Raw genomic sequence first — 12,962 nt, 5'->3', positions numbered from 1 at the left:
ATGAGGGAGCTTTCTTATTATCGATCAATTGGATGTTCGTCAACCAATTGTTGCACTTGTTTTTGGGCATTACTTAAAATCGATTCATTGTGGGGGTTTTCTAAGATGCTAACGATAATTTTAGCGACCTTAGCAGCATCTGCTTCGTTAAAGTGGCGACTTGTAATGGTTGGCGTTCCGATTCGAATTCCTTCCATAGTATCTCCGGATTCTAATGGGAGAAGTTCCTTGTTGGTTGCAATTCCTGCTTTGTATAGTAATTCAGCAGCTTGATCACCAGTCATGTGGATGGCGTTTAAATCCAGTGTCATTTCATGGTTTTCTGTTCCTCCTGAAACTACTCTGATCAGTTCACTTTGGTTGAATACATCTGCCATTGCTTTGGCGTTCTTAATAATTTGTTTGGCATAGTCTTTGAATTCTGGTTGAAGTGCTTCTTGATAAGCAATTGCCTTTGCAGCAATAACATGCTCTAGTGATCCACTTTGCGAGATTGGAAAGACTGCGTTATCTAATTGATCGGCATACTTAGCCTTAGCTAAGATCATTCCTCCCCTTGGACCACGAAGCGTTTTATGGGTGGTAGAGGTAACTACATCAGCCACTTCAACTGGATTGGGGTGGACACCAGCGGCAACTAATCCGGCAATATGAGCCATATCGACCATTAGGTAGGCACCAACTTCATCAGCAATCTTTCTGAATTGAGTCCAATCAATGATGTGACTGTAAGCAGATGCTCCGGCAATGATTAATTTAGGTTTAACTTCCCGCGCGATTTGTGCGATTTGATCATAGTCAAGTAACTCAGTTTCTGGGTCAACACCGTAGAAGTATGAGTGGTATAACTGTCCTGAAAAATTATGCTTTTGACCATGCGTGAAGTGGCCTCCAGCATGTTCACTCATTGCCAAAATTTTGTCTCCTGGGTTCAAGAATGCTGCATAAACAGCTTGGTTAGCTTGGGTTCCTGAGTGTGGATTAACGTTGGCATATTCTGCATGGAAAAGTTTTTTAGCTCTTTTCCTAGCAACGTTATCAACGATGTCAATTGCTTCGTTACCAGTGTAAACCCGTTTTTGAGGGTATCCAACGGCATACTTATTAGTTAAGATTGAACCTTGCGCTGCTCTTACTGCCTTTGAAGCAATGTTTTCTGAAGCAATCAACTCAATCACGTTGTCTTGACGACGGTTTTCCATTTGAATGGCATTCCAGATTTCTGGATCTTGAGCTGAAAAATCATACATAGTTGCTGAAGCTTCTGGGTCTTTAGTTTTATAATTGAACATAATTATTCCTCCTAAATTAGACAAAAAAGACGTCCTTGTACTTTTGTACAAGGGCGTCTTTAACACTGTTCCACCTTATTTTATATCAAGCTCACACTTGATACCTCTGAGTCTTAATGCGCATTAAGATATCGATTTCTATTCAAGTTAATTCTTGACTGCCTTCACCCAATACCCAGACATTCCATTTCACCTAACTGAATGTTCGCTAAACTGAGCTACTTGAATTACTACTTTCAAGTTGCCATTAGAATAAACCAAAAAAATATGGATGTCAAACATAAATTGAAAAAATATTTGTTCAAAAATTGAATCCTATTTTTATAACAAGGACTTAATCCTTTTCTGGTAAGGATTTATGATCATATATTTTGACGATAATTAAAATTAAAAATAATGGAATTAGGGTAAGCAAAATGGAAAATTGATCAGCCAATCTGGTCATTAGACTCATGGTGATCGCGCCACCAATAAAACTTAAAATAACTATACAGGTATCTAAAAAGAGTTGCTTAGCAGCTGAATCATGGTCCAAGATGGTCAGATATAAAGTGTTAGAAACTTTACTGAGGTTTCCAGTCATCATTAGGGGGTTAAACGCTTTTCCCCGCAACAGTTTAAATTCCTGTAGATGAGCCGCCGCAGACATATCCAATAAACCAATCGTAATTAAATTAGGAACCCAGTGAGCCGTGATTCCGGTAATGAGGAGGAGGACGACCTCATACTGAATAATCAACTTTTTACGATACTTTTCATCTGGAAAGTGTCTTTGAATGAACTTGACAACGATAATGCCAAAGATAAACAAAGCAATTGCAAAGCATAATCTAAATACGGGATAAAAGTTCAACCGGCCTAAATTAATGCTTAACAAGATGATGTTTCCGGTCTGTAAACCAGCAAACACCCCTCCATGCTCAATATAAGTATATGCATCAATGCTGCCACTGATGACAGCTAATAAAGAAGCGATGATGGGAGTCTCGAAACTATTTTTGAATTTCATGATCTCTACTTTCTTTAAATATTTATAATTTCATTTTATCACATAATGGCTTGCTTTTGATGAAGAGTAATTTAATGATTTAAGGTTAGCTTTTTGGAAAAAACCAGTGATAGCAAGTGATTCCACGATTATGACAAATTTAGTGGAGCTAATCGAAAAGCTGGTTAAGAATTGATAGACTGAACATAGTAAATAATTTTGATATTTAATTTGAAAACTTTTCTAGGGGGGACATGCAAATGAAATTAGAATCACAAGACGATATCAATAAGCAGCTCGCTGCTAATAACAAGCAGCTGTTGGACGCTAAAAACTTATTACATCAAAAAATTGCTAAATTATCCCAAAAAGTTGATAACGCCAAAGTTATGAAACAGCGTCTTATTTCTGAAATCAGCAGTACCATCATTAACATCAATGGCGGAAAAATTTTTGCAATTGATAAAGATGGTAATAAATCAGATATTACGGATGCTTTGGCTGATCATGAATCAACACCTGAAAGTCCGAAGGGGATGGTGGTTAAAAATTACGCTGGCAGCGAACTCGTTAAATACTTAGTTAATCAAATACTACTGCGGGCCCGCGGAAATGAGATTCAATTATTGATTAACTATCAACACATTAAGGAATTAGACTCAAAGTATGACAAGCTCTTTAAAGATAGCGTAAAGCAGTTGTACCTAAATGTGAATAAGGATACCGAGAGCGAATATATCGATGATATTTTAGCACCCACGATATTTGATGATCCTAGTTATGAACAGCACATCAAGCCGACATTGAAATATATCTACAAAGTGATGTATAACGAGGCCACGCGCCTACATAACTATGGCAAGGACTTATTATTATCAGGGATTTATTTAGTTAAGGCAAAACACTATGCCCCAGATTACGTGGCTAAGATGTTTCGGACACCATTTTTGCAAAAGCATCCAGAAATTAACATTGCCCAAATTACTAGTGAAGCCCAAGCCTGGTTAGCGATTAAATGATGATTGTAAAAATGAAAAGCAGTAATATTGTGGAGGTGCAATTATGATTGACAATTCGTTCAATTTAATTTTAGATGTTGATTTCAGTTTTCAAATTCCACTAGCGGATTTACCCCGGAATGATAACCAGATCGATTGCGTTTATTTTCAAAATGAGGGGCACGAACAAAGGGTGGCGATTGATCAAGCCGGCAACGGTAAGCTAACGCCATCATTGGCGAGGGCTTTGAATTTAGCTGCCTATTCCCCAATGGTGTTAACGGTAACCAATAGCGGGAAGTTGACCGTTACTAGTGGTGATGGTCAACTAGCTAATGACGTTCAAATGTTAGCGACTAAGTATGGGGTTTCAAATCCGCACCCCACGCACTACTTTACAACGGCAATCGAAGTGGCGTGGTATTTTTTAGGCCGTTCTGAAATGTCATTTTCGAAGTTGACTCTGTTATTGTACCTCTCCTACGCCCACTTTTTAGTTTTGAATAACGAGCCTAACGAGCGGTTATTTAACGTCGCCCTAGTTGCTACGATCAATGGTCCATGGTGTATTGATTATGAATTAAATTCTGCGATCAAGCGGCGTGGTGAAAATTCTGTAATTCATAAGATGGATTTTGAATGTACTGGCGTTCATTTTGATGGAAAGGTGCAAAGGACTTTGGATTTCATTTGGGCGACCTATGGTCAATTTAGTTATAGGCAGCTAAAAGAGCTAGCTTTACGGGATGGGGTTTGTGAATTTGCGTTCAACGATTTAAATGCAAAGGCCTCTGCCCAGGGATTTGAAATTTCTGATGTTGTATTATTGCAAAGGTATCAAAAGGCCCCTTTTTTTGATAAGGACAACATGCCCAAGGATGATTGCTTAAACGGTGATATTACTGATTTATTTTCATAGATGGAGGACAATAAATGATAGAAAAACAGGATTTTAAACGGTTAAAGTTAGAGAATGCATACCTAGTTGAACAAAATAAAAAGTTAATGGAACAAGAAAAGTTATTGAACCAATCAATGATGTCGATCGCTAAGGATGTTTTGCGGATTAAACAAATTAAGGCCCGTTGCAATGGTGAGGTTAGACGTGCGCTAGTAATTTTAAAAAATGATGCAATTGATGATAATGATATCGATGCCTTGGTCACCTATTTGGCAAAGCAGGGCCATTGATCGATTAGGACTAATTAAATAGCAAATTAAAAATCATCCCGAGCGGATTTACGCTGGGGATGATTTTTTAGATTGATTTAATGTTTGAACTACGATTGTTTATTTTGACCGGGAAAGACCCAGTTAGCCTTACCAAATAATTTAATCATGGATGGCACGATGATTAATCTAACCAGGAAGGCATCGAAGAAGATCCCGAACGCCAAAGATAAGCCAAGCGACTTGATCGTGGTATTGCTTGAGAGTGCAAAACTACCAAAGACGGCGATCATGATCAAAGCAGCGGTGATAATTACGGGACCACTGCTCTTTAAGCCGACCATAACTGAATGGGCATTGTCCCCAGTTTTTAGATATTCTTCACGGGTTCTAGAGACCATGAACACCTCGTAATCCATTGCGAGTCCAAATAAGATCCCAATGAAAATGACCGGGAGGAAAGATAGGATCGGCGCCCCCTTACTAATGCCTAGAATCGATTTGAACATCCCTTCTTGAATCGTAAGCGTCGTCAACCCGAACGAAGCTAATAATGAAAGGCCGAAACCAAGCATTGCTACTAACGGAATTAAGAATGATTTGAACATTAACATTAGTAAGATGAAGGCCAAGACGATGACGATGCCTGCAAAAAGCGGGGTCGCAGCGTTTAATCTATCAGTGGTATCAATGTTAACCGCGTTAGTCCCAGTTAGGATGATTTTAGTACCAGCCTCTTTTTGAACGGTCTTTGAATATGCTTTGACCCGATTGGTCAGTGCTTGCGTTTGCACAGCTTCGGCCCCATGCTTTGGAATTAGGATGAACATTGCGTATTTATGGTTCTTGCTAATTTGGGCGGGGATGCGTGCGATTGCCTTCTTTTTAGCCTCAGCTTGAGCCTGTTTTTGGTATTCGGCAGCATATTGTTGAGCTAATTGTTGTTGCTTTGTTTGATCAGTTGCAAGCGTGGGGTCGCTTTGAACGGCAGCTTGCACCTTTGCTTGGACCGCCGCTGTAATTTGTTGTTTGACCTTAGCTTGATAAGCGGGCTGTTTCATCTCGCGGACGGCCTTTTGATTAACAACTGGGACGATCATTTTAGCACCGTCCATTGCTTTGACCTTATTAGTAATTTTCTGAAGCGTTTTTTCCTGTTCGGCCTTAGATTGGTCCTGGTTCAATTCGACCACCCCAATTAATGGGGCGTTGATTCCTTCACCAAATTGATCTGAGATAATGTCATATGCTTGTCTTTGCGTGTTTTGCTTAGGCAGTGAACCGTTATAAGGCATCCCCAGTCGCATGTTGCGAGCGGGGAGGGCCATTGCTACCAAGATGACAATGCTGACCAATGCCGTAACAAGCGGGAATTTAGTAATCATTTTTACAAATATCCCAGGCTGCTCGGATGGTTGTTGACGCTGCGCTGGTGCTGTTTTAATGAACTTGCTGAGCAACGAGATCAAGGCTGGCAAGAACGTAATTGCTGATAAAATAGCGAACGCCACGGCAATTGCTGAGGCCAATCCCATCTGGGTCAAAAAGTCCATTCCAATGATGCTAAGCCCGGCCACGGCAATGATAACGGTCACCCCGGCAAAGATAACGGAGCCACCGGCAGTGGCAATGGCAATCCCCAATGCTTGATCTGGGGCATGCTCCTTTAGTTCATCACGATAACGGTGGACAATAAAGAGGGCGTAATCAATTCCTACTGCTAGACTAAGCATTGTTGCAAGGGTTTGGGCAACGTTGACGATGGTAAAAAACGATGTCCCAATCGTAACAAGCAACACGCCAGAGAGCAAGCCAACAATGGCACTGATAATTGGAAACCCAGCCGTAATAAAGGAGCGAAAGAGGATCAATAAAAGGATAAACGCAATTATAATTCCAATGATTTCTGATGAACCACCAATTTCAAATGGTGTGATCTGCACAGTCCCATCGTATGCGATCTTGGTCTGGGCGTGGTTGCTTACGACTTTGAACTGCTTTTCGACGGCTTTGATCTGAGCTTGGCTAACCAATTTGGCATCTTTATCAAACGTTACCGTTACATAAGTAGTGGATTGGTCCTTACTGACCAATTTGTTAGAATATGGATTTTCGACACTCTTGATGCCCTTTTCAGCTTTTATATTCTTCATTGCAGCTTCAATTTGACGTTTGAGGGACTTTTGATTTACGCCGTGTTTTTGGTCGTTTTTAATTACGACCTTCATAGTACCGGCGTTCACATCTTGGTTGAACTCGTGTTTCAATGTGGATTGTACATTGGTGGATGGCAGTCCCTTGATCGTAAAGTTTTGATTATAATTAGAGCCGAGTTTGCTGACCCCGACGATAAATGCCACTAGCACGAATAGCCATACTAATAGTGACTTGAATTTATTATGGAATGACCATTGGCCCAATTTGTTAAGCTTTTGATTCATTTTAACTACCTCTTTCTCAGATTTAATTGATAAAATAATTATAAGATAGACAAAAGTCATGTAAAATGGACAATATAGTGATAGTGCACAAAAAATAAACACAGGAGTAAAAATGTACAAAACATGGCGGACTTTAGAAAACAACGAACCAATTTAATTATCTTTCAAGCGTTGAATAACATGCTTGAAAACGAATTATTTACTAATATTACGGTTAATCAGATTGCTAAAAATTCATTAATTCATCGCAATACTTTTTATCATCATTTTGAAGATAAATACGATTTATTGCATCAATTTATTTTATTTGCAATTGATAATGCTAGTTCTGGAATTGATCAATCTGGATTTAGTAGCCAACCGTTTCATGTGATTCATGAACTATACATTTACAATGATTCTTACCAGCGATTGTTCAACTTACAAAGTCGCGATGAAGAATTTATGCAGATCTTTTCATCAACGTTCGTTGAAATTTTTGTGCAAGGGCGTAACGACGTTGATAATATTTGGACGATGGGTAAAATTTCGGCGATTATGACTTGGAATCGCTTGAATGGAAACCGTTACAACATGTTTGCTGATTATATTTTATTAGATCAAATTTTTACGACCCACCAATTTCCAAAAATTAGTAATTAAATATTTATACTAATCATTTGAAATCATTAAAATACGATGTTAAAATAATTAGAAAGATTATTAGTATTACTCTAAAACGAGGGGAAAATAATGATGGATTTAAAACAATTTATTAGTAAAAGTGCGAACGGAATTCAGCCAGATTTAATTTCTAGCTTTAATAGCCAAGTTGCTGGAATCAAGGGTTTGATCCCACTTACATTAGGTGAACCAGATTTTAATACTCCAGAACATGTTAAAGAAGCTGCGATTCAAGCGATTGAACAAAATGAAAGTCACTACTCTAATCCGCAGGGGATTTTTGCACTTAGAGAAGCGGCAGCCAATTATGTTCATGATAAATATGGTTTGAATTACGATCCAGAGACTGAGGTACTAGCTACGTCTGGGGTGAGTGAAGCGTTGCTGTGTACCTTTTTAGCAATTATTAACGCTGGCGATGAGGTAATCTTACCAACGCCAGCATTTCCAGTTTATGAATCTGTTATCAAGCTACCAGGTGGAAAGCCAGTCTATGTTGATACCTCTAATGACGGCTTTAAACTAACGCCTGCTAAGTTGGAAAAAATCTTAAAAGAACGTGGTGATAAGGTCAAAGCTCTGTTATTGAATTATCCAAGTAACCCAACGGGGGTTACTTACAGTGAAGATGAACTTAGCGCTTTAGCTGAAGTAATTAAAAAGTATGATATTTTAGTGATCAGTGATGAAATTTATAGTGAGTTAACTTACGACCACGCTCATTTTTCATTCGCTAAACTCCTTCCTGAGCAAACGATTACTTACAATGGCTTGTCTAAGTCCCATGCGATGACAGGTTGGCGAGTTGGGGTAGTGTTTGCAAAGCCCGCAATTTTATCAGAAATATTGAAGATGCACATGTTTGCTAGTTTCTGTCTTACTGCTAATGCTCAATATGCAGCCATCGAGGCATTTAATAATGGACGCGACGATGCTGAACCAATGAAAAAGGTTTATGAACAAAGACGTGATCTAGTTGTCAACGGTCTTAAAGAAGTTGGGATCAATAGTCCCACCCCAGAGGGGGCCTTTTATATCTTCGCTTCAATTCCTGATTCATACAAGAATGATAGTATGCAATTCTGTCTTGACTTAGCGAATGAAGCGCACGTAGGGGTCGTTCCTGGAGTTGGCTTTGGACCTGGTGGTGAAAATAGCTTTAGATTAAGCTATGCTGCTAGTACGGAAGAGCTAGAGGAAGCTGTAAAACGGATTCAGAATTTTGTGAAAAATCATGAATAAACATCAATAAATAAAAAAGTAACCATTTGGGATATTTTGACTAAATGGTTACTTTTTTATAATATTTACAAAAAAATCGTAAAATTTAAAAACCGCGCTAAATCAATGTTGGAAGCGATTTATTTATGCAAAACCACTATTTTTATGTGAGATGATGTAACACGAAATATATACAAATCTTAAAAAAACTGTTAAAATATAATTAATGAAAATTAAAAATGTGTAACCTATGATGGTCACACGAAGGGGATATTGTCATGAAAAAATTAAAGGGGTTCTTCGGTGCAATGGTAATAGCGCTATTTGCGTTATTGATTGGTACTGGCTTTTCAAGTCAGACTGCCCATGCAGAAAAGACCTATCAAATTGGAACGGATGTTACATTTCCTCCGTTTGAATTTGCCAATGATCAAAACAAGTATGTCGGAATCGACATCGATTTGATGAAGGCAATTGCTAAGGATCAGGGTTTTAAGGTAAATATTAAACCAATTGGTTTTAATGCTGCGGTTCAAGCAACCCAGTCAGGACAAATTGATGGTGTGATTGCTGGGATGAATATTACTCCAGAACGTGCACAGACCTTTGATTTTTCCAATCCTTACTACAAGTCTGGTGTTGTAATGGCTGTTAAGCAGGGGGGGAGTGTTAAAGACCTTAATCAACTCCGTGGTAAAAGAGTTGCCGTTAAGACGGGGACTTCTGGAGCTGCATACGCCAACAGCATCAAGAATAAATATGGTTTTAAGGTCGTAACCTTTGATGATTCTAGTAACATGTACCAAGATGTGTTAACTGGTAATTCAGCTGCCTGTTTTGAAGATGAACCAGTTATGAAGTACAGTATCAAGCAAGGTACTAAGTTAGCGATCGTTACTAAGCCTGCTGATAGTGGTTCGTATGGTTTTGCCGTTGATAAGGGTAAGAACAAGGTATTGCTTGCTAAGTTCAACAAGGGACTTGCTAACCTCCAAAAGAACGGTGAATATAAAAAGATTGTTGATCACTACCTAGAAAGCAAGGGAACCAATGCTGGTTCTAGTGACCATACCTTCTTGGGAATCCTTAAGCAAAACAAGGGTTTCCTTTGGAATGGGTTCTTACAAACCCTTTGGTTAAGTATCGTTTCGATTTTCTTTGCAACATTATTTGGAGTAATCGTGGGACTATTGGGTGTATTGCCTTACAAGTTCTTCCAAGACCTATCTAGTACCATTATCTATATTTTCCGTGGGTTACCATTACTAGTGTTGGCACTATTCATTTACACCGGGATTCCAACTTTAACTGGAACTAAGATTCCAGCGTTCATTGCCGGGGTCGTCACCTTAATGTTCAATGAAGGAGCCTATATTGCGGCCTTCGTTCGTGGGGGGATTAATTCCGTTGACAGTGGTCAAATGGAAGCAGCTCGGAGTTTAGGACTGCCATTCTCCAAGTCGATGTTTAAGGTTATTCTTCCACAGGGAATTAAGTTAATCATTCCATCATTCATTAACCAATTTATTATCACTTTGAAGGATACTTCAATCCTATCAATTATTGGAATTCTAGAATTAACCCAAACTGGTAAAATTATTATCGCAAGAAACCTTGAAGGATTTAAGGTCTGGACAATTGTTGCTTTGATTTACTTAATCGTGATCACGCTGTTGACCTGGTTATCTAAATGGGGTGAAAGGAGAACTAGATTATGATTAAAGTAGACGTTAAAAACCTAGTCAAGAACTACGGGAGCAACCACGTTTTAAAGAACGTTGACTTTCAAGTTCAAAAAAACGAAGTGGTCGTAATTATCGGACCATCCGGATCTGGGAAAAGTACGTTATTAAGAACCTTGAATAAGTTGGAAGAACCAACCTCTGGTTCCGTAATCATTGATGGGAAGGACATCGCAGACCCAAAGACCGATATGAATAAGGTTCGTGAAAACATCGGGATGGTGTTCCAACATTTCAACCTCTTTAACAATCTTTCAGTTGGTGACAACATCATGTTAGCACCAGTTGAGTTAAAGAAGGAAACTAAGGAAGAAGCTGCTGAACAAGCCAAGAAACTCTTGGAAGTTGTTAACCTTTCCCAAAAATTTGATGCAAAGGTGCAATCACTTTCTGGTGGTCAAAAACAACGGATCGCCATTGCCCGTGCTTTAGCCATGAAGCCAGACATCATGTTATTTGACGAACCCACCAGTGCCCTTGATCCAGAAATGGTTGGTGATGTTTTGCAAGTAATGAAGCGTTTGGCTAAGGATGGAATGACAATGGTGGTCGTAACCCATGAAATGGGCTTTGCCCGTGAAGTTGCGGACCGCGTGGTCTTTGTTGATGACGGTAAGATTTTGGAATCAGGAACGCCTGAAGAAATCTTTGATCATCCTAAAAATGCCAGATTACAATCATTCTTGGAAAAAGTGCTATAAAAAATAAATAATGAAATAACCATCTTGCGAATTTCGTAAGGTGGTTATTTTTTATGCTTTGATAACAATTTGGATGATGGCTAAATCAACTCTTTAGGAGGCGAATTGGTTGGTTCACTAAAAATAAAATAACTTTTTTGTTACTATAGTATCCACTATTTTTTGAAACATTTATCTAAAAATGTCACTTTTGCTTGTTGTTTGATTATGCTATACTCAAATTACTTAATTAACTGCAAGGGGAGCCGTTCGGCTGAGACTAGGTTAATCAAAACCTTGACCCTAATGAACCTGATCTGGTTAGTACCAGCGTAGGAATGCAGCGGATATTTATGAAAACTATCCAATTCTTTTTATGGTGGGTAAAAACTATCCAATTTTTTGTTGTGAATTGGGTTCTCAGTTTAATTAAGCCAAAATGCTTAAGGAGAGATGTTTTCATGAATAATGAACAGGAAAAGCAAAGTTTGGATCCCGCAAACTTAAAATGGGGGCAAACGTTTCTTGCAAGTATTCAACATATTTTTGTTTCAAATGTATGGTTAGATCCAATTTTTGTGGCTTCAACAGCTGGGTTATCACTGAGCTTATCGACTAATTTAGTTAATGCAATTTTTATTGCATCTGGGTTAGTAACGATTATTCAAGCCACTAAGTTAGTTCGCCTTCCAATTGTGCAGGGACCATCCGCAGCTTTTGATGCGTTGATGATCAATGCTGGAAAAACGGGGACGTTACCCGCAGCTGGCGGATCGATTTTACTAAGTGCGATCTTAGCCTTCTTTTTAGCGGTTACTGGTTTATTGTCCAAGTTAACTAAATGGCTTCGACCAGCAATCACTGGAACGATTATCTTTTTAGTGGGGGTCTCATTAGCTAGTTTTACACTAGCGGAATTTTTAGGTGGGGACCCGACTGCAGCATCATTTGCATCACCCAAGACCTTATTCGTAGCAATTGTAACCGCAGGAATCGTAGTCTTTTTATCGATTTTTGGAAAGGGTGCTTGGCATCGCTATTCATTTTTAATTGCATTGGTAGCTGGTGATCTGATTGCAGGATTGACTGGCATGATCAATCTATCAGCGGTTGGTTCTAAGCCACTGTTCGGTTTACCACACATCCTTCCTTATGGGATGTTGAAGTTTAATTGGACCATCTTCTTAACGTTCTTCATTGCCTACTGTGTGGCGATTATTGAGGCATTGGGAGTATATGAAGCATCGGCTGATGTAACTAATACTAAGGTGGACCAAAAGAGAATGGAAAAGGGAATTGCTGGTGAAGCAGCGGGATCAATCTTGTCATCACTAATTGGTGGGTTCCCAACCACAGCATTTGCTCAAAACTTAGGAGTAATGAAGCTGACTGGCATTCATTCTAGAAAACCAATCCTACTAGCTGGTAGTTTGTTAGTGGTATTAGGCTTTATTCCAAAGCTAGGGGCCTTTTTATCTTTGACTCCCGCTCCAGTAATTGGTGGGATGTTCCTACCAGCAGCGGCCACGTTAATTACAACTGGTTTTAATATTTTAAAACGTGCTGAAAATAATGATACGAATAACTTAATTATTGGTTTATCGATTATGCTTGCAATCGGGATTCCAGCTTATGCTTCTGGCTATAATGGAGCATTAAAGCCATTATTAACTAATAACATTTTATTAGGAGCAATTTCTTCAGTTGTTCTTCACATTATCCTAGTGGCAATTCCTAAAGCATTTAAAAAGCAGGAGGCGGAATAGC

General features: G+C 38.9%; 11 protein-coding genes and 1 riboswitch. Of the genes, 8 read left to right on the top strand and 3 right to left on the bottom strand.

Annotation, left to right across the window (positions count from 1 at the left end):
• Nucleotides 1–17: 17 nt before the first annotated feature.
• Nucleotides 18–1,292 (bottom strand): serine hydroxymethyltransferase, encoded by a 1,275-nt coding sequence (glyA, locus tag ACSYTE_RS07905; protein WP_491717513.1) that lies wholly within the window; start codon nt 1,290–1,292, stop codon nt 18–20.
• A gap of 334 nt (nt 1,293–1,626) precedes the next feature.
• Entirely contained in the window at nt 1,627–2,301 is a 675-nt protein-coding gene (locus tag ACSYTE_RS07900) for a YoaK family protein (RefSeq protein WP_491717512.1), read from the bottom strand.
• A gap of 239 nt (nt 2,302–2,540) precedes the next feature.
• Here ACSYTE_RS07900 and ACSYTE_RS07895 point away from each other — a divergent pair, with 239 nt between their 5' ends.
• From ACSYTE_RS07895 to ACSYTE_RS07885, 3 genes are read left to right on the top strand one after another with little or no spacing between them, the layout of a single operon-like run.
• Complete coding sequence (locus ACSYTE_RS07895) at nt 2,541–3,299, top strand: hypothetical protein (RefSeq protein WP_491717511.1); 759 nt, start codon at nt 2,541–2,543, stop codon at nt 3,297–3,299.
• 43 nt (nt 3,300–3,342) lie between these two features.
• Nucleotides 3,343–4,197, top strand: coding sequence for a hypothetical protein (locus ACSYTE_RS07890; RefSeq protein ID WP_491717510.1), 855 nt, complete (start codon nt 3,343–3,345; stop codon nt 4,195–4,197).
• 14 nt (nt 4,198–4,211) lie between these two features.
• Entirely contained in the window at nt 4,212–4,469 is a 258-nt protein-coding gene (locus tag ACSYTE_RS07885; RefSeq protein ID WP_491717509.1) for a hypothetical protein, read from the top strand.
• 89 nt (nt 4,470–4,558) lie between these two features.
• Here the strand turns inward: ACSYTE_RS07885 and ACSYTE_RS07880 are convergent, their stop codons facing one another.
• Nucleotides 4,559–6,889: an MMPL family transporter gene (locus ACSYTE_RS07880; RefSeq protein WP_491717508.1), complete on the bottom strand. Its 2,331-nt coding sequence runs from the start codon at nt 6,887–6,889 to the stop codon at nt 4,559–4,561.
• A gap of 123 nt (nt 6,890–7,012) precedes the next feature.
• Between ACSYTE_RS07880 and ACSYTE_RS07875 the strand changes: the two genes are divergently transcribed.
• From ACSYTE_RS07875 to ACSYTE_RS07855, 5 genes are all read left to right on the top strand, one after another.
• Nucleotides 7,013–7,531 (top strand): TetR/AcrR family transcriptional regulator, encoded by a 519-nt coding sequence (locus ACSYTE_RS07875; protein WP_491717507.1) that lies wholly within the window; start codon nt 7,013–7,015, stop codon nt 7,529–7,531.
• 93 nt (nt 7,532–7,624) lie between these two features.
• On the top strand, nt 7,625–8,794 hold the full coding sequence (locus tag ACSYTE_RS07870; RefSeq protein WP_491717506.1) for an aminotransferase class I/II-fold pyridoxal phosphate-dependent enzyme: 1,170 nt from the start codon (nt 7,625–7,627) through the stop codon (nt 8,792–8,794).
• Between the two features lie 257 nt (nt 8,795–9,051).
• Entirely contained in the window at nt 9,052–10,491 is a 1,440-nt protein-coding gene (locus tag ACSYTE_RS07865) for an amino acid ABC transporter substrate-binding protein/permease (protein ID WP_491717505.1), read from the top strand.
• Nucleotides 10,488–11,216 (top strand): amino acid ABC transporter ATP-binding protein, encoded by a 729-nt coding sequence (locus ACSYTE_RS07860; protein ID WP_491717504.1) that lies wholly within the window; start codon nt 10,488–10,490, stop codon nt 11,214–11,216. Before ACSYTE_RS07865 ends, ACSYTE_RS07860 begins: the two co-directional genes overlap by 4 nt.
• 228 nt (nt 11,217–11,444) lie before the next feature.
• A riboswitch (TPP riboswitch) is annotated at nt 11,445–11,551 on the top strand.
• Between the two features lie 105 nt (nt 11,552–11,656).
• Nucleotides 11,657–12,961, top strand: coding sequence for a uracil-xanthine permease family protein (locus ACSYTE_RS07855; protein ID WP_491717503.1), 1,305 nt, complete (start codon nt 11,657–11,659; stop codon nt 12,959–12,961).
• Nucleotide 12,962 lies beyond the last annotated feature (1 nt).

The sequence above is a fragment of the Nicoliella sp. ESL1120 genome (assembly GCF_058508515.1).
This window is presented reverse-complemented; position numbering and strand designations above follow the sequence as displayed.

Excerpts from the sequence above, each read along its gene's own strand:
- glyA (WP_491717513.1), bottom strand. The coding sequence starts at position 1,292 with ATGTTCAATTATAAAACTAAAGACCCAGAAGCTTCAGCAACTATGTAT.
- ACSYTE_RS07900 (WP_491717512.1), bottom strand. The coding sequence starts at position 2,301 with ATGAAATTCAAAAATAGTTTCGAGACTCCCATCATCGCTTCTTTATTA.
- ACSYTE_RS07895 (WP_491717511.1), top strand. The coding sequence starts at position 2,541 with ATGAAATTAGAATCACAAGACGATATCAATAAGCAGCTCGCTGCTAAT.
- ACSYTE_RS07890 (WP_491717510.1), top strand. The coding sequence starts at position 3,343 with ATGATTGACAATTCGTTCAATTTAATTTTAGATGTTGATTTCAGTTTT.
- ACSYTE_RS07885 (WP_491717509.1), top strand. The coding sequence starts at position 4,212 with ATGATAGAAAAACAGGATTTTAAACGGTTAAAGTTAGAGAATGCATAC.
- ACSYTE_RS07880 (WP_491717508.1), bottom strand. The coding sequence starts at position 6,889 with ATGAATCAAAAGCTTAACAAATTGGGCCAATGGTCATTCCATAATAAA.
- ACSYTE_RS07875 (WP_491717507.1), top strand. The coding sequence starts at position 7,013 with ATGGCGGACTTTAGAAAACAACGAACCAATTTAATTATCTTTCAAGCG.
- ACSYTE_RS07870 (WP_491717506.1), top strand. The coding sequence starts at position 7,625 with ATGGATTTAAAACAATTTATTAGTAAAAGTGCGAACGGAATTCAGCCA.
- ACSYTE_RS07865 (WP_491717505.1), top strand. The coding sequence starts at position 9,052 with ATGAAAAAATTAAAGGGGTTCTTCGGTGCAATGGTAATAGCGCTATTT.
- ACSYTE_RS07860 (WP_491717504.1), top strand. The coding sequence starts at position 10,488 with ATGATTAAAGTAGACGTTAAAAACCTAGTCAAGAACTACGGGAGCAAC.
- ACSYTE_RS07855 (WP_491717503.1), top strand. The coding sequence starts at position 11,657 with ATGAATAATGAACAGGAAAAGCAAAGTTTGGATCCCGCAAACTTAAAA.